Source organism: Methylophaga sp. UBA3192 (genome assembly GCA_002363955.1).
Lineage (GTDB): Bacteria > Pseudomonadota > Gammaproteobacteria > Nitrosococcales > Methylophagaceae > Methylophaga.
Window position 1 is genome coordinate 330,314 of sequence record DEXE01000006.1, and the last position, 17,934, is coordinate 348,247.

Below are 17,934 nucleotides of genomic sequence, written 5' to 3' on the forward strand. Positions count from 1 at the left end.
GTCAATCATTCAGTAGGACTACTCATTCATCTAATAATTTAGCTTAACCCAAAAAAAATAAATGAAACGCTGCTAATACTTGAGACACTAATCAGCCGTTTTGAAAATCCACTTTAAACGCCAACGTCGATAGTTTTTTATTGAAACGATGAAGCCTTTTGGTGTTGTAAAACATTTCAATGTCGTCATTACTCCTGCACATCACATCATAGGTCTTTGTTTATTTCGACCCTCTTTTATCCATCACACAATCATACAAAACTCGCACGTTCATCCAATAACAAGAGGTGATGTTTAGTTAAGGTAAGTGACAGTCTCTGTGTTATTCAACACATAATTTCGTTATATCGAAAAAAGGAATATTCAATGAAAGCAGTAATATTGAAATCATTTGGCGGCCCTGAAAGCTTTGAGCTGCAGGATGTGGCAGTACCTGAAGTGGGTATCGGCGAACTGCTGGTGCGCGTAATGGCTACCGCTATCAATCCTCTCGACTTCCAGATTCGCCGGGGTGATTATCCGGAATATGTTCCTCTTCCTGCCATTACCGGACATGACGTCTCCGGGGTAGTCGAAAAGGTGGGCCCTGGGGTAACTGACTTTAAAGTGGGCGACGAGGTGTTCTACACGCCCCAAATCTTTGGCCCAAAAGGTGGCTCTTATGCTGAGTACAATGTCGTGCCGGAATCATTGGTGACTCACAAGCCTGCGAACCTGTCACACGAAGAAGCGGCTTCCACTACGCTGGTCGGCGGAACAGCCTGGGAAGCCCTCGTATCGCGGGCAAAATTGAATCCGGCCGAGTCCATCCTGATTCACGGAGGAGCGGGCGGCGTAGGTTCCATTGCGATTCAACTGGCAAAAACGATGGGTGCAATTGTCTACACGACTTGCCGGGGCAGTGACCAGGAGTTTGTACGCGAGTTGGGCGCAGACCATGCCATTGATTACACCAGCAAAAACTACATAGAGGAAATCGCCAGCCTGACGGGCAACAAAGGTGTAAATGTGGTGTTCGACACAATTGGAGGGCAGACGCTGAGTCAGTCACCTAATGTACTCAGTGACGCCGGCCGAGTTGTATCCATTGTCGATCTGGCCACCCCACAGAACCTCATTGCAGCCTGGGGCGTAAATGCAGAGTACCACTTTGTATTTACTCGCCAAAACCGGGGCAAATTACAGGCTCTCAAGACATTATTGGAAAGCGGCCAGATCCGCCCGATTATTGGTGCCAAGTTCTCTCTTGCACAAATCCCAGAAGCGCACACCGCTTTGGAGCGAGGAGAGGTCAATGGCAAGCGGCTTCAAGGAAAAGTGGTCATTTCAGTCTCTTGATCAAAATACGCCCTGCTAGTTTCACCTTTAGGGTCAACTGAGCATATTCATTATGACAATCGAACACGATTTCTCTGAACATCCCGGATTTCGCCGAACCTTCCGGAAAGGCCATCTCACTCTGGGGATCTTTTTTCCTATAGAAGCATTTTCTGGGGATCTGCCAAAAATGCAAAATCAGCTGGAACTGGCTCGTGTTGCAGATGAGGCGGGTTACGCTGCTCTCTGGACACGTGATGTTCCGGTTCGTGACCCATATTTTGGTGATGTAGGCCAGATCTATGATGCCTGGGTCTTCACTGCTTATGTTGCTGCGGTAACCCACCGTATTGCAATAGGCACGGGTTCAGTGATTCTGCCACTGCGGGCAGCGGTGGACCTTGCTAAGGCGAGCGCTTCCGTTGACGTTCTTTCGGGGGGAAGGTTTCTGTTCGGCGTGGCATCCGGCGACCGTCCAGTCGAGTTTTCTCTATACGGATATGAACACGCCATAAGAGGGGAGGACTTTCGCACTCGACTGACGGATATTCGAGGACTGTACCTGAACGAAGGACCTATTGAGGACATTCGAAACACCTTGGATTATCCTCTTGAACTCCTGCCCAAGCCAAGCGTTGGTTCCAGCGTGCCTATTCTAATTACAGGTTTCGCTCAACAGAACCTAGACTGGTTGGCCAAAAACGCAGACGGTTGGATGACGTATCACCGAAACCCGCCAGAGCAAAAGATGATTGTGAATCAATGGAATGAGGCTGTCGATAGCACAAGGGAAGGGCGGATAAAACCAGTCATGCAGTCTCTCTATTTGGATCTCACCAGCGATCCGAATGCAGCAGCTACTCCTATTCACCTTGGCTATAGAGTTGGACGTAACCGCCTGAAGGAACTTCTGGCCCTGCTCAGATTAGCGGGTATCGCACATGTCGCACTCAACCTAAAGTATGGCTCAAGACCCGCTTTAGAGGTGATTGAAGAGATTACAGAGCATGTGCTGCCACATTTTCCCTCACATGAATAAAGTAAAGGACCATAGGATGAAATCAATCACGGCGATCTATGAAGTAGGCGAAAATGCCACCCGTCTTATCGAGATTGATGTCCCGATGCCCACACTCGGTCCGCGAGATGTATTGGTGCAGGTAAAGGCGGTAGCTGCAAACCCTGTGGACTACAAAGTCAGGGATGGCATGGCTACAGGTGACAAACGAATCCTTGGCTGGGATGCCGCCGGGGTGATACACAGCGTCGGAGATAACGTGCAGAGCTTCAAACCAGGCGACAAAGTCTGGTACGCCGGAAACATTTCGAGAGACGGCGCCTATGCCGCATTCCAGGCAGTTGATGAACGAATCATCAGTCATATGCCTTCAAGCCTTGGCTATGAGGAAGCAGCAGCACTTCCACTGTCCAGCATCACTGCCTGGGAGATTTTATTTGACCGACTTAAGGTCCAGTTAGCGCCGCCAACACAGCAGAAATCAATTCTGATCATTGGAGCCGGTGGAGGCGTTGGATCAATCCTGACGCAGCTTGCCGCCAAGGTCGCCAATCTAAAGGTGATTGCCACGGCATCTCGACCAGAAAGTGCTCAATGGGCGCGTTCCATGGGGGCTCACCACGTCATTGATCCCCGCGCCGACTGGCGTGAGCAACTCAACAAGGTGAACGTGCACTCGGTCGACTACATCGCGAGCTTGACGGCCAGTGGAGAGCATCTTGCTAAAAGCGCTGACATCTTAACTCCTCAGGGTGCATTCTGTTTAATTGATGATCCTGAACAATTGGATATCCGGGGATTCAAACGCAAGAGTATCTCAATTCACTGGGAACTGATGTTCACCCGATCCCTGTTTGAAACAGATGACATGAACGAGCAAGGGCGCTTGCTTCAACGCGTTGCAGAGCTAATAGATGACGGGGTTTTGCAGAGCACAGTGAACGGGCCAGTACGCAGTCTCAATGTTGAAACTCTGGAAGCTACGCATAAGGAGTTTCGTGCAGGAACGGCGGTGGGAAAAAGGGTGTTCAGTGTTTCACTGAGCTGAAAACAGGCAACCACCAAACCCTATACGAGGGAGAACGCTATGCCGACGACCGAACAAGTTCTTGCCAGTCATGAAGCCGCTTTGGGTGAGCAGAATGCCGAAAAAGTATCAACCCACTATGCCAAAGACGCCGTGGTCGTGGTGAATGGCGACACTTATCGTGGACCGAAAGAGATCGCGGAGATGTATGCCAGGTTGTTGAATGATCTCCCCGACGCAACATGGCGCACTGACGTGGCTGTGATCCACGAAGATTTGGCTTATGTGGAATGGGCATGTGAGTCTGGCAGGTCAAAGGTCGAATTTGGAACTGATACGTTCATAGTGACCAATGGCTTCATCACGCGTCAGACAGCAAGCTTCTCGATCGTTTTGAATCAGTAAACACATTGCGCTCATCGCCCGAAGGACGGGCAAAGCAAACGAAAAACACTTTTCATCTAAAGAGGAAGCGAAAATGACAAAGGTAATTGTTCTCTATTACTCCATGTATGGTCATATCGAAACCATGGCGAACAAAGTTGCTGAGGGCGCTCGTAGCGTCGATGGCGTAGAGGTCACTGTGAAACGTGTCCCTGAAACCATGGATAACGAAGCCTTCAAGGCAGCAGGTGGAAAGGTCGACCAGGACGCATCAGTGGCGACGCCAGCAGAGCTGAGTGACTATGATGCCATCATCGTCGGTACGCCAACCCGCTTCGGCAATATGTCAGGGCAAATGCGTACCTTCTTCGATCAGACTGGCGGTCTTTGGGCCAAGGGAAGCCTGGCAGGTAAAGTAGCGAGCGTGTTCACCTCAACCGGGACAACGGGCGGTCAGGAAATGACCATTACCTCTACCTGGACCACATTGGCGCACCACGGCATGGTTATTGTACCGATCGGCTACACCACGCCCGCGCTATTTGATATCTCGAAGGTGAGTGGCGGTACGCCTTATGGTGCATCGACCATTGCGGGCGCTGATAGCTCTCGGCAACCTGATGATCGTGAGCTGGAGATTGCCCGCCACCAGGGCGAATATGTCGCCACCATTGCGGTTAAACTCAAAAGCTAGATGTTCAATTCGCTTTCGCTGGAACGAAATAGAATCTTAAGCGACTTTCTATTTGCGTTTTACGAATTAATGTTCTTGCCAAGCCAATCGGTTTAAGCACTTGTTCGAAAGATTATGGGTAGTTGTACTACGCTACCCTAAACTTTCGATAATCACACAACCATACAAAAATCTCATTTTCATCCAATAATCAGCGGCGGTGTTTAGCTAAGGTGGGTGCATTAGAGTTTCACGATAACTGAGACTTAATTTAGGGTGTGATTCAGAGCTCGAAATGAATTCTTACACCATCCGCAACATTCAGCATGCACGGTATTCAATTTGGTATTTCATAAGATTGGGTACTTCTGGTCGGAAAACTCAACCAGTAACTTTAAAGGGAAATGACGATGGCTTTTCAATATAAACGTTTGGATAAAAACGACGTAGCCCTGCTGATGGTAGATCATCAGGCTGGACTACTTACTTTGGTGCGAGATTTCTCCCCTGATGAGTTCAAGAACAACGTTCTGGCTTTGGCAGACATCGCCAAGTTCTTCAATATTCCAACCATACTAACCACCAGCTTCGAAGATGGCCCCAATGGTCCCATGGTTCCGGAGATCAAAGCGGCATTTCCTGATGCGCCTTATTTTGCTCGTCCCGGCCAGATAAACGCTTGGGACAACGAAGACTTCGTAAATGCGGTAAAAGCCACGGGTAAGAAACAGTTGCTCATCGCAGGCATTGTCACAGAGGTTTGCGTGGCGTTTCCAACGCTATCAGCAATTGAAGAAGGTTTTGATGTGTTTGTTGTCACTGACGCGTCGGGTACTCACAGCCAAGTAACACGGGATGGTGCATGGAGCAGAATGCAGGCTGCCGGCGCTCAACTTGTTAACTGGTTTGCTGTAGCAGGGGAATTACATCGTGATTGGCGCAACGATATTGAGGGCTTTGGTGGAATTCTCGCTAGCCATGTCCCCCATTACGCTAATTTGATGCAGAGCTTCGACTCACAACAGAAATAACTTCCTGAGTACGTTAATGGTGAGCATACCGCCCAACCTCTTTGAGGTTCCTATCTTGGCGTCCAATACTTGTGAACATGCCTGGGCTGGAGCCATCTGAGTATCACCAAGGCAGAGCGGCGTATCGAATCAACTGCGAGACGTTAGCAGCAATAGAATTGGAGATTGAGATAAATCGCTATCAGATGCATGTAGGGCGGGACTGATTTCAGATCATGGGCAACTATATATGTTTTGTTCCAGGCGACTTGTTAGCTCCGGTGATATGGGAAAAGTTCGAGGGTCATTTCAAGGCCTGCGGATATACCTGCAGTCTACTCTCGCTACCAGACCAAAGTGAACTAGGGTGGTATAACATCTTGAATGGTAAAGATGTATTAACACGTCTGGTAGATTTCTATGCGCTCCAGATAACGGCCTTACCTTCACCACCAATTCTGATTGGCCATGCACTGGGCGGAATGGTCGTTCAACTGCTGCTTGACCGAGGTATTGGCTTAGCCGGTGTCGCAATTGCTTCACGACCGCCAAAACGATCTTTCCCGAATTTACGTTCACTGTTACATATAGTTACTGCAAAAACTGATCAGTTGAATGGCATATGCTTTGTGCAAATGACGTCAGCGCAGTTTTTACGGCATATCGCACATCCGGTGTCGCCACACACAATAGAACTACCCTATAATAAAATTCTTTCTAAGATTCCAAGAAAACTAATGATCGCAATATCATTGGGACTGGGAAGCAGATTGTTGTTTAATCAGGAACGAGGGCCGTTATTATTGATTTCTGGTGGTGACGATCGTTTGGTAAATAGTTCTGTAATTTTAGCCAATTATTATCATCAGAGACGCTCGTTAGCGCCTACTGACTACATCTCGTTTCCTGGTTATGGGCATTTGCTTATGATGCAGCCGGGCTGGGAGCATGTAGCGGATCAAATTATTGAATGGCTCCAACAGCAGGTAGGTAGGTTTTGATACCTCTAGTGGTTGTAGGCCAACATTTCAAAGCGTGTGATGGCGCATTATGGAGGTGGTACTCCATGCGGAAATATATGAGTTTGCTGCTGAGTCTCTTACTTGGAAGCTTACTATGCTCAAGTGTATTGGCAAGCATCTCTGACGAAATGGATCATCGCCGCTGGAGTGGCAGCGACCAAAGCCCCAGCTCTGTGTTAGCGCTTGAACAAACTGCTGATGGACACCTTTGGTTAGGTACTCAGGATTCCTTATATCGCTTCGATGGTTTTGAGTTTGAGAAATTCGATCCTGCTAACGGTGAGCAGCTCGGTGCGGTTTCTTCGCTGCTAAGCTCCACCGATGGCCTGTGGGTAGGTTTGCGTGCCGGCGGAGTCCGCTTGATCAAGGCAAATGGAGTGATTCAACCGATTGACCCAGGTCTCCCGGGCGGGGTGGTTTTCAGCCTTGCCGAAGACCAGCGAGGACAAGTTTGGGCTGCAACGAATGGTGGTCTCGCCCGACATGACGGCACAAATTGGCACTCAGTTGGTAAGGAGGAGGGGTTTAATGAACCTCATGCCCAAGCGGTTCACGTAGATAAAGATGGCTATGTCTGGGCAGCAAGCGAAGAGCAATTATATATGCTCTCTCCAGGGGTATCGTCGTTCACACAAATCAGCACCAATAGCCAATCAATCAGCAAAATAACGTCATCCTCTGCAGGCGATATATGGATAACTGATCGTGCCAAGGATCATTTGCTCCATTTGAAAAAAAACGCTTATGACAATATTGAGGTTGAAGAGACACCTTCCTCACGCTCAATTAGTATTGTTCTGGACCAACAGGGCGGCGCTTGGCTCGGCACGCTAGGCTACGGTGTGCACCACATTGCTGCCGGGGCGCGCTCCAGGTCTATCGAAGAGCAGGGTGTAATTAACTCATTCACGGTTCGTGACGGACTCAGCTCTAATAATGTCATGGCTACGTTTATCGACCGTGATGGCACTTTGTGGGTGGGGACGGATTCGGGATTAGATAGACTCACACGAAAAACAATGACTCCCTTCGCTTTGCCCGGGGGGCCAGGCGGTCACGCGTTGGCGGTGGATGGTACTGGTTCGTTATGGATTGGCTCAGATAATGGCCAGCTAGGGAACATCCGTGAGAATAGTCCGGCCATCTTTGAGTTGGACATGCCGATCACCACATTGATAAATAGTCAGGAATACGGCTTGCTGGTTGGTGGGCACCGGGGGATTTTTTCGCTTGAAGACGACGAACTACGGCACATCGCGGCATTACCGGTCGAGTCTGCCCGCGAATCTGCGGTAAGGGCCATAGCGGTTGGTAAGAATGGTGATATATGGGTCTCAATTAACCGGGCGGGTCTTTTCGTCTGGTCTGATCAGAAATGGCGACGCATAGAGCCAGTGAGTGATTCCAATCGGCAAGTGATGCCTGTCACTGCCTCACGAGATTTAGCAGGCAAGCTGTGGTTCGGCTACCGGGATAATCTTCTCGTGTCTGTTGATGAGCAGAAGATCTCTCACTGGAGTGATCAGCAAGGTTTGAACATTGGCCATGTCACAGCAATGTTGCATTTGCGCGGACGCACATGGATAGGTGGCCAGCATGGCTTGGCATATTTCAAGGACGGACGGTTTCATTCCCTTGAGCTGCCGGCTGCTGGGCCATTTCAGAATATCTACGGGTTAGTCGCTGTGCCAGCTGAAAAAGACAAAAAAGAATCCGGGATGGATATCTGGGTACATAGCCGTGGTGGCATCTATAAACTGCCCGCAGCTGAGATCGAACGCGTAATAGCCGGTGGCGACACACTCATGTACAGCTCGCATGATCACATCGGCCGGCTGCCTATGGACCTGTATAAGGTAATGCCGGTGCCCACAGCGGTCTTCACGCAAGAAGGCATGCTATGGTTTTCCACCGGTAATGGGGTTGTTCGCGTTGATCCATACCAACCAAGGGGAATGGCACAGCCACCCGTCGTTAAAATCAAGGAGTTGACAGTCGATGGCGTTGACTTAGATATCACCGCCGCGCCCGTTCGGTTATCAACTGAGCCGGATAAACTCGTGATTACCTATTCAGCATTGAACCTGCTTGCGCCAGAGGCCATGCGCTTTCAATTCCGGCTTAACGGTCATGACTCGGAATGGGTCGACGCTGGACGCTCAAGGCAAGCGGTTTTCACACGTCTGCGTCCGGGGAATTACGAATTCCAGGTACGTGCACTTGGTGAAAATGGGCATTTACATCTCCCTGATGAGGCTTTAAATATAATTGTTCCACAAGTTTTCTATCTGCGCCCAGAGTTCCAGCTGCTCTCTTTGTTAACAATTCTCATGCTTGTGTTATGGATGTCCCGCGCTTATACGCATCGACAAAAGTCAATTCTTAGAAACCGTCTTGAAGAGCGCTTTCAGGAGCGCGAGCGCATCGCGCGCGAACTGCACGACACCTTGCTACAAAGTGTTCAGGGAATGATGCTCAGCTTTCAGGCTATCGCTAATAGTCTGCCTCAGCAATCTCATGCCCGATATTCCATGGAAAAGGCGATGGACCGGGCCGAGCATGTCATTGCTGAGGGTCGAGACCGAATTACGGGTTTGCGTGGACAGATGGCTCCAACTGAGGATTTAGCCGTAGCGTTTCAGTCTTTAAAGCTGGAGGCTGGCGCCCCTTTTTCTGCGATCTATCAGGTTAGTAATAAGGGCGAACCAAGAGTACTTAGAAATGAAGTTCGTGATGTTTTTTATCAGGTAGGGAGAGAAGCAGTCTTCAATGCGCTTCGCCACGCAGAGGCTACTCAGATTAGAGTTTCCTTCATATATTCTCCACGCACTTTCGAGATGCTTGTTGTTGATGATGGGGTTGGCATTGATCCACTTTATCAGCGAATACAAGGGAGGCCTGAACATGGCGGACTTAGAGGCATGTACGAACGGGCCGGTAGAATCGACGCAAGCCTGATGATCGTTAGTAACGGTAATGACGGTACACACATACAACTTTCATTACCTGGCTTACTTGCCTATGAAAATGATGTTGACGAAAAACAAAACCATTCGAAAAGAGTAGGGTAAACCTATGGCAGATACCAATAGGCCCATCACTGTTTTGATAGTAGATGATCATCCCTTGATAAGGGAGGGCATTCAATCATTAATAGAAAGTTCTGAAGATATTATTCTGGTGGGGGAAGCCTCTAACGGTCTGGAGGCAATCCATTTATACCGAAAAATTCAACCAGATGTCACCCTTATGGACGTGCAAATGCCTGAACTTAATGGTATTGGCGCAATCAGCTCCATCATTTCGGAGTTCCCGCAAGCTTGTATCGCTGTGCTTACTACCTACCGTGGGGATATCAGAACCTTAAAAGCTATCAAAGCAGGCGCGCGGGGCTATCTTTTGAAAAGCTCGTTGCGCCATGAACTTATTGAAACCATTCGCGTATTGGCGGCCGGGAAACGTCGCTTCCCGCCGGAGATTGCGGCTGAGTTAGCCGCTTATGTGGACCAGAATGGTCTTACCAACAGAGAAGTTCAGGTACTCCAACATGTCGCCAACGGCTTGTCGAATAAGGAGGCAGCCCTCGCGATGGCGATAGGCGAGGACACGGTTAAAGGGCACCTCAGGAACATTATGGAAAAACTGACAGCTCATAACCGGACGCATGCAGTGACTATTGGTATTCAGCGAGGAATTATCGATTTTTCTCAATAGATTGATAGGTTTGTTGTGGGCATCACCAGAGATCAAAGTAATCACCTGGCATAGTCAATGCCCCACTCAGGTAGAAGCAGCTCCACCTATATGCGGAGGCTGGTCGAAATATTCGATCAGGAGTTCGGTAAGAACCCGAACCTTTCGAGCGGGATGCTGGCCTGGTGGTCGGATCACATATGCACCTGCTGGAGGTAGTGGATAGCGGGTCATGATCGGAACAAGCGCCCCCGAGTTTAAATACTCATCGGTAAGGCCATTCGGGAGATTAGCAATACCAAGTCCTGCTATTGCTGCTGCTACCAGCGCCGCGCCGTTGTCGGCCTTAAAGCGACCCTGTGGATGGACGGTGATAATCTTATTGCCATCCATGAGTTTCCAGGCTTCGGTGCCCTGCATCAGGGCTTGATGGGTAACGAGCTCTTCAGGCGTCTCAGGTGACCCGTGCGCTTTGATATATTCCGGACTCGCGACGAGCTTTCCATAGATAGGTCCAATGCGTCTGGCTATCAAGTTGGAATCCTGAAGGTAGCCCACTCGGATCGCACAATCAAACCCCTCAGTAATCATGTCTACTCTGCGATCAGTGTAGCTACTTTGGATATAAAGCTGGGGGTGACGTCGCGCCATTTCCGCAAGTACGGGAGCGAAATGCGTCGAGCCGAAAGACTGTGGCATAGAAATACGTAAGCGGCCGCGAAGGTCACCGGCGGGCAGAATCGTCTCTTTAGCCTCATCGATCTCGTTACAGATTCTGGCAGCATAGACTCGGAATATGGCTCCGGCTTCTGTTAGAGCAGCTCCGCGTGTGGTTCGTGCAAGCAGCTGGACACCAAGTTCTGCTTCTAGCCGGACGAGCCGACGACTGACGATCGACTTGGATACGCCTAGCCGGAGTGCAGCAGGCGAAATCCCCTCGGCATCAGCTACTTGCACGAAGGTCTCTAGCTCTTCCATGTCCATTTCAGCGTTCCCCAATTAGCGACACAGCTTGCCCCCGAATGGTACTACCGAATCGAGTATAGGCACAGCACAATGTTATTCAAGGAAACGTCTTCACTAACGTGTGTCTCCTGAAAAAATTATCTCACTCACAATGAAAACGGAGGATATATTCATGACTTTTTGTAACGGCCTGACTTCTCTTCTTCGTCCCGAAGACCCGGTGCTCGTACTGACTGACCACCAGCCCTACCAACTCGCCAACCTGAATAGCCATGAATTACCACCTCTTTAGTGTTGGTTAATGCCTACTCGTTTGGGCCTGTTTGAGACGTCGTAAAAACATCATCCTGTGCTCAATGCGACGACTTAAGTATGCCAGCAGGATCTTATTCAATCCATGGAGTGTGATCTATGAACCGCAATGCTAGCACAGCTAACTTATTGGACAACTCAGACTTTCTGGTTGCTAACGGTATGGAACAGTCGAGGCAACTGCTGATGTTATTGAAGGAGACCGAGCGAGTCATCCATCGTGATGTTGACATCGCTTCAATGTTTCTGGATCAGGCAATCAACTTACTGGCAGTTGAAAGTGAGAATGGAGCTTTGCCATCTAAAAACACGGGAGGCTTGCTTCGTTGGCAGATCTCTCGTGTAAACGACTACATAAAGGATCATCTCGAACATTGTATTAGGACAACTGAACTCGCTTCCCTACTGGATTTGAGTGTGAGTCATTTTTCCCACGCATTCAAACACACGACAGGTGTCACTCCGCAGAAGTATGTCACTGCCTTAAGAATAGAGGCCGCAAGGAAGGAAATGATGTGTACGAGGTTATCCTTGAGTGAAATCGCACTCAGTAATGGGTTCTACGACCAATCACATTTTTGCCGTGTATTCAGACTCAAAACGGGCATGTCGCCGCAAAGCTGGCGAAAGCTGCATAGTGCCAGCTCTCAGTCATCGTCGGCGTTTACTGAAGCATTATCCAAACAAGCTGCCTAGGTCAGGAACAAATCATATGATTGAAATTGTCATTGAACAACGACGTCGCGCTCTTGGTGGCGGCTTGGAAGTTGGCCGCGTCCTGCCGTTTGCAAAGCATCGTATGGTTGGCCCCTTTATCTTTTTTGACCATATGGGGCCCCTCGATATCATGCCAGGTATGGATCGGAGCATCGATGTTCGTCCTCATCCACATATTGGCCTTTCAACCGTAACTTACCTGTTTTCAGGCGAGGTAATGCATCGCGACAGTCTTGGCTACGAACAGACAATCCGCCCTCAGGAAGTTAATTGGATGACTGCGGGACGAGGCATTACACATAGCGAGCGGTTCGAACACGCTCGGGCACATGGCGATCACCTGCATGGAATACAAGCATGGGTCGCACTGCCAGTTGAACACGAGGAGAGTGCTCCGTCCTTCTCTCACCATGCAGGAAGCGATTTACCGCAATGGAATGATAAAGGTGTGGTCGGGCAACTTATTGCCGGTAGCGCCTATGGTTTGACTGCCAGTGCTGAAACACATTCGCCGTTATTCTATGCACATCTCGACATGTCACCGGGATCGACTGCTGAGATTCCAGACGGTTACAGCGAGCGTGCGCTTTACATAGCGACCGGTGCGGTGGAGTTGGGTGGAATGCGCTACGAGAGCGGCAGGATGTTAGTGCTCGGCTCGGCAGCATCACGTTTACTAGCATTAGAACATTCAAATGTGATGGTTCTTGGTGGTGAGCCCATCGGTGAGAGATTCATTTATTGGAACTTTGTTTCCTCATCGAAAGATCGACTCGCACAGGCTGCAGCAGACTGGAAGGCGGGCAAGATGAAACTGCCGGATGCCGATGATGCAGAGTTCATCCCACTGCCTGAAGAGCCAGCCCCACCTATGTCACCGGAAAGGTTTGTGTGATGGAAAAGCCTGAATTTATCGTCACACCGGGGTTTGGTGAGACTTTCCGCCAAACCCTGCATTTCTCAACCGCAGTCAAGATCGGGAATCGGGTAGAGACATCCGGTCAGGGTGGCTGGAATGATGACTTGCAAATCCCCAAAGCTATCGAAGAAGAAATTGCCGCCGCTTTTCGCAACATTGAGTTGGTCTTGGCGGCAGCAGGTGCGACCTGGCAGCATGTTATTCACGTCAACACCTACCATGTCGGCGGATTTCCTCCAGTAGTCAACGAAACCATTGTCAAACTTTACCGACAGTACATGCCTTCCCACGCACCGATCTGGACACAGCTGGGTGTTGAGGCATTGGGTTTGCCGACAATGCGCTTCGAAATTCGTGTAACTGCGATTATTCACTGACCACAAGCATGAGAATTTGAAAATTATGAAATCAATGATCCTGAACATTGGTAAACCTAAAGGAAATCAACATGAGTAACCCAAAACTTGAAGTATTAACCCCGCAAAACTGCCAATTAATCTTTATCGACCAACAACCACAAATGGCGTTTGGCGTTCAGAGCATTGACCGTCAGACTTTGAAAAATAACACCGTCGGTCTGGCCAAAGCGGCGAAGATTTTCAATATCCCTACCATCATTACTACTGTGGAAACGGAGTCCTTTTCCGGCCACACCTACCCGGAGCTGCTGTCGGTGTTCCCAGATTCTCCGATATTGGAACGGACATCAATGAACTCCTGGGATGACCAGAAAGTACGTGACGCTCTGAAGAAGAATGGACGTAACAAAGTAGTTGTTTCCGGTCTGTGGACCGAAGTCTGTAACAACACCTTTGCTTTATCTGCGATGCACGATGCTGGATATGAAATTTATATGGTGGCAGATGCGTCTGGGGGTACGTCAAAAGACGCCCATGATTATTCGATGCAGCGAATGATTCAGGCAGGTGTGGTGCCTGTTACATGGCAACAAGTATTGCTTGAATGGCAGCGCGACTGGGCTCATCGCGATACTTATGATGCTGTGATGGAACTGGTGAAAGAGCACTCTGGTGCTTATGGCATGGGTGTTGACTATGCCTACACCATGGTTCACAAGGCTGATGAACGTGTGAAACATGGTCCGCTACTCGATCCTGTACCAGCTCAATAAATAACAATCGAGGAGGCGTAAGTACTTTGCATAGGGAAAACGCCTGCTCAACACAACTTAGAAACTTCTAGGAGAGGGATCTATGTCTGATGATTCAAAACCAAAACAGAACCCCCTGATTGATTCTCCCGCTCGGCGGAAAGTGCTTAAAGGCGCGTCAACAGCAGGGCTTTTTGCCCTGCTCGGACCGCGATGGGTAGGAGCTCAACAACAGGAGGAGGGCAAAATGATTGATATGATTTTAATGAATGGACGCATTACAACCCTCGATCGAACAAACCCGGAAGTTGAAGCAATTGCTATCGGCAGGGGATTAGTTGTTGCAACAGGTTTGACTAAGGAAATAATGCGCCTGGCAACCGATAAAACTCAAGTTATCGACCTTGCAGGAAAGCGGGTGATTCCGGGCTTGAATGACAGTCACACACATCTTATTCGTGGCGGGCTGAATTACAACATGGAATTACGCTGGGAGGGCGTGCCCTCGCTATCGGACGCACTTCGCATGCTGAAGAATCAAGCTGACAGGACACCCGCACCACAATGGGTGCGAGTAGTAGGAGGCTGGTCGGAATTTCAGTTCGCTGAAAAGCGAATGCCGACACTTGATGAAATCAACGCAGCGGCGCCTGAGACCCCGGTTTTTGTTCTCCATCTATATTCACGTGCACTGCTGAACCGCGCCGCCCTGAAAGCGGTAGGAATTACCAAACATACACCAAATCCACCGGGCGGCTTGATCCAGAAGGATGCGAAAGGTGAGCCCACCGGTATGCTGATTGCGAAACCCTCAGCGCTTATTTTGTATTCCACACTTTCACAAGGCCCGAAACTTCCCATCGAGGATCAGATCAATTCAACGCGTCACTACATGCGCGAGATGAACCGCCTTGGCATAACCAGCGTCATTGATGCGGGCGGCGGAGGGCAGAACTACCCACAAGATTATGACGTTATTCAGCGGCTGCACGACGAAGATCAACTCACAGTACGAATCGCCTACAATCTATTTGCTCAAAATGTGGATGATGAGTTGTCTGACTATGAACGCTGGGTCGCGATGACTGCGCCGGGCGCTGGTTCTGCAATGTTGCGTATGAACGGCGCCGGGGAAAACCTCACCTGGTCGGCGGCTGATTTCGAAAACTTTCTGGAGCCGCGCCCAGATCTGGCGCCTCATATGGAGAGCGAACTTGAGCCTATCGTAGAATTGCTGGCAACCAATAAGTGGCCGTTTCGTATTCACGCCACCTATGACGAGTCAATCGACCGTTTCCTTAGTGTCTTTGAGCGAGTCAACGGCAAAACTCCCTTCCAGACACGCTTTATTATCGACCACGCTGAGACAGTTAGCGAACACAACCTTGAACGTATTAAAGCGCTGGGCGGCGGCATTGCCACTCAACATCGTATGGCCTTTCAAGGAGAATATTTTGTTGAGCGTTATGGTAAAGAGGCTGCTAAGAGCACACCTCCAATAGCGAAAATGCTGGCAATGGATTTACCCGTCGGCGGTGGCACCGATGCGACGCGTGTCGCTTCTTACGATCCCTGGGTAGCGCTATATTGGCTAACCACGGGCAAGACACTGGGTGGCCTTTCTCTCTATGACGAGAAAAATGTGTTAAGCCGAGAAGACGCGCTCAGAATTTGGACTAATGGCTCGGCCTGGTTTTCAGGAGAGGCAGATGTCAAAGGCACGCTTGCGAAGGGCATGTACGCCGATCTGGCCGTGCTTTCAGCTGACTTTATGACTGTTCCACCGGAAGATATTCGCCGTATTAACGCCGTTCTCACCGTGACCGGTGGACGGATTGTTCATGGCGATGATGAATACAAGGATCTTGCTCCTCCCTTACCACCAGCTTCCCCGGGATGGAGCCCTGTAAACACTGAACCCACTCCGGCAATGAGATTTGCAGCAGGCACTTCACAGTATGCTCGTGCCTGTCATGATGGTTGTGAATCAGCATGCGGTTTACATGGTCACGATCATCAGATTGCATGGAATCAGCCGATTCCGGCTGAGGATAAGCGCGCCTTCTGGGGCGTGCTCGGCTGCTCATGCTTCGCGATATGAATAAATGACGATGGAAAACATGAAACCAAAGAGTCAGGCTTCATCCTGGGCACCGTTCGCCCATATTTCATTTGTGGTCCTTTGGACAGCCACCGTTATTTCAAATGTCGGAACCTGGATGCATGATGTTGCTTCTGGCTGGTTGATGACGTCGCTGTCTCCATCACCCTTAATGGTCGCGCTAGTTCAGGCTGCCACGACCTTGCCCGTGTTTTTATTTGCGCTGCCTGCTGGCGCAATTGCGGATCTGGTCGACCGTCGCCGATTACTGATCGTGGTGATGGCAATCCTGGCAATCTCCACACTTTCACTTGGCCTGTTAGTTTTATTTGGGCAAATAAGTGCGTGGACGCTGCTCGCCTTTACGTTCATTTCAGGAGCTGGAGCTGCTTTTGTCGCCCCGGCCTGGCAGGCCATCGTTCCGCAGCTTGTTCCCCGCGACACGCTGCAACCCGCTGTGACGCTAAATAGCGTAGGTATCAATATCAGCCGTGCCATCGGGCCTGCACTCGCCGGGCTTATCATTGTAAGCGTGGGAATCGCCTGGCCATATTTGTTAAACGCTCTGAGTTTTGTTGTCGTCATTGCTGCACTTCTTTGGTGGCGGCCTCCACCCAGAAAGCAAAGTCATCTTCCAGCGGAACGATTTTGGAGTGCCATGGTTGCAGGTCTTCGTTACGCGAGATTTAGTGGCCCATTACGTTCCACACTCATTCGGGCCGTTGCATTCTTCATTTTTGCCAGTGCCTACTGGTCATTACTGCCGCTTATTGCTCGACAGGAGCTTGAGGGCGGGCCTGAACTTTATGGGATTATGCTGGGAGCAGTCGGGCTTGGTGCCGTCGTCGGTGCACTGATTTTGCCGAAGCTCAAGGGCCGTCTAGGTGCCGATTCTCTGGTAGCTGCCGGTACCGTCGGTACCGCATTGGTTCTCATTGTTTTCGCGCTCATCAAGCATCCACAAGCAGCGACGCTTGCAAGCCTGGTCGCGGGGGCCTCATGGATCGCTGTACTGTCGAGTCTTAACGTCGCGGCACAAGTGGCACTGCCTGACTGGGTGCGCGCCCGGGGATTGTCGATTTTTATCACGGTTTTCTTTGGTGCGATGACACTCGGTAGTATTTTATGGGGCCAAGTGGCGTCAATGCTAGGTATATCAATGACATTGCTAATCGCTGCTACTGGTGCCATTGTCGGCGCGATTTTGTCCTGGCCTGCCAAGTTACAACTGGACGAAGTTTTAGATTTATCGCCCTCATCACACTGGCCAGAGCCCATTGTTTCAGGTGAGATCGAACTCGATCGCGGCCCGGTTCTGGTAACTGTCGAATATCAAATAGAACTCAAATCAACTGCCGCTTTCATTTCCATAATGGACGAATTCAAAACTGAGCGCCGCCGCAATGGCGCTTACTCTTGGGGCTTATTTGAGGATGTCGCTGAGCCAGGCCGATATCTGGAGTATTTCACTGAAGAGTCCTGGCTTGCCCATTTGCGTCACCATGAACATGTGAGCGAATCTGACCGTGTCATTCAAGAAAAAGTTCTTGCCTTGCATGTCGGTGATAGTTCGCCGGTCGTGAGGCATTTCCTCGCACCCGGGCCCAATGTTGCGTTGGTAAAAGTGCCAGTTCAAAAAGGCCACATTGGATGACATTACCCTA

16 protein-coding genes are annotated in these 17,934 nt (G+C 49.9%); 15 read left to right on the forward strand and 1 reads right to left on the reverse strand.

Annotated features, from left to right (window positions below; genetic code table 11):
• Positions 1-366: 366 nt before the first annotated feature.
• The 9 genes from B2337_RS08700 (at position 367) to B2337_RS08740 (ending at position 10,165) form a co-directional block, all read left to right on the forward strand.
• Positions 367-1,338 (forward strand): zinc-dependent alcohol dehydrogenase family protein, encoded by a 972-nt coding sequence (locus B2337_RS08700; RefSeq protein WP_292413299.1) that lies wholly within the window; start codon positions 367-369, stop codon positions 1,336-1,338.
• Between the two features lie 52 nt (positions 1,339-1,390).
• Positions 1,391-2,356, forward strand: coding sequence for a TIGR03571 family LLM class oxidoreductase (locus tag B2337_RS08705; RefSeq protein ID WP_292413302.1), 966 nt, complete (start codon positions 1,391-1,393; stop codon positions 2,354-2,356).
• Between the two features lie 16 nt (positions 2,357-2,372).
• A complete protein-coding gene (locus tag B2337_RS08710; protein WP_292413304.1) occupies positions 2,373-3,383 on the forward strand; it encodes a zinc-binding alcohol dehydrogenase family protein in 1,011 nt (336 codons plus the stop codon).
• Between the two features lie 39 nt (positions 3,384-3,422).
• Positions 3,423-3,767 carry a nuclear transport factor 2 family protein gene (locus B2337_RS08715; RefSeq protein ID WP_292413305.1) on the forward strand — a complete coding sequence of 115 codons (345 nt, stop codon included), beginning with the start codon at positions 3,423-3,425 and terminating at the stop codon, positions 3,765-3,767.
• A gap of 73 nt (positions 3,768-3,840) precedes the next feature.
• On the forward strand, positions 3,841-4,440 hold the full coding sequence (gene wrbA / locus B2337_RS08720) for an NAD(P)H:quinone oxidoreductase (protein ID WP_292413307.1): 600 nt from the start codon (positions 3,841-3,843) through the stop codon (positions 4,438-4,440).
• A 389-nt stretch (positions 4,441-4,829) separates the two neighbouring features.
• On the forward strand, positions 4,830-5,450 hold the full coding sequence (gene ycaC / locus B2337_RS08725) for an isochorismate family cysteine hydrolase YcaC (protein ID WP_292413309.1): 621 nt from the start codon (positions 4,830-4,832) through the stop codon (positions 5,448-5,450).
• 215 nt (positions 5,451-5,665) lie between these two features.
• Positions 5,666-6,430, forward strand: a complete 765-nt coding sequence (locus B2337_RS08730) for an alpha/beta hydrolase (RefSeq protein WP_292742514.1) — start codon at positions 5,666-5,668, stop codon at positions 6,428-6,430.
• Between the two features lie 65 nt (positions 6,431-6,495).
• A complete protein-coding gene (locus B2337_RS08735; protein WP_292413312.1) occupies positions 6,496-9,522 on the forward strand; it encodes a sensor histidine kinase in 3,027 nt (1,008 codons plus the stop codon).
• Between the two features lie 4 nt (positions 9,523-9,526).
• The gene (locus B2337_RS08740; RefSeq protein ID WP_292413313.1) at positions 9,527-10,165 is read left to right on the forward strand and encodes a response regulator transcription factor; all 639 of its coding nucleotides are present in this window, start codon (positions 9,527-9,529) and stop codon (positions 10,163-10,165) included.
• Between the two features lie 66 nt (positions 10,166-10,231).
• Here B2337_RS08740 and B2337_RS08745 read toward each other — a convergent pair whose 3' ends face one another.
• Positions 10,232-11,128 carry a LysR family transcriptional regulator gene (locus B2337_RS08745; RefSeq protein ID WP_292413314.1) on the reverse strand — a complete coding sequence of 299 codons (897 nt, stop codon included), beginning with the start codon at positions 11,126-11,128 and terminating at the stop codon, positions 10,232-10,234.
• 393 nt (positions 11,129-11,521) lie between these two features.
• Here B2337_RS08745 and B2337_RS08750 point away from each other — a divergent pair, with 393 nt between their 5' ends.
• From B2337_RS08750 to B2337_RS08775, 6 genes are all read left to right on the forward strand, one after another.
• On the forward strand, positions 11,522-12,118 hold the full coding sequence (locus tag B2337_RS08750) for a helix-turn-helix transcriptional regulator (RefSeq protein WP_292413316.1): 597 nt from the start codon (positions 11,522-11,524) through the stop codon (positions 12,116-12,118).
• Between the two features lie 16 nt (positions 12,119-12,134).
• Positions 12,135-13,034 carry a pirin family protein gene (locus B2337_RS08755; RefSeq protein ID WP_292413318.1) on the forward strand — a complete coding sequence of 300 codons (900 nt, stop codon included), beginning with the start codon at positions 12,135-12,137 and terminating at the stop codon, positions 13,032-13,034.
• Positions 13,034-13,435, forward strand: coding sequence for a RidA family protein (locus tag B2337_RS08760; RefSeq protein ID WP_292413320.1), 402 nt, complete (start codon positions 13,034-13,036; stop codon positions 13,433-13,435). Before B2337_RS08755 ends, B2337_RS08760 begins: the two co-directional genes overlap by 1 nt.
• A gap of 71 nt (positions 13,436-13,506) precedes the next feature.
• Positions 13,507-14,190 (forward strand): hydrolase, encoded by a 684-nt coding sequence (locus tag B2337_RS08765; RefSeq protein WP_292413322.1) that lies wholly within the window; start codon positions 13,507-13,509, stop codon positions 14,188-14,190.
• A gap of 82 nt (positions 14,191-14,272) precedes the next feature.
• Positions 14,273-16,270, forward strand: a complete 1,998-nt coding sequence (locus tag B2337_RS08770; RefSeq protein ID WP_292413324.1) for an amidohydrolase — start codon at positions 14,273-14,275, stop codon at positions 16,268-16,270.
• Positions 16,271-16,280: 10 nt separating this feature from the next.
• Entirely contained in the window at positions 16,281-17,924 is a 1,644-nt protein-coding gene (locus tag B2337_RS08775; protein ID WP_292413327.1) for an MFS transporter, read from the forward strand.
• Positions 17,925-17,934: the final 10 nt, after the last annotated feature.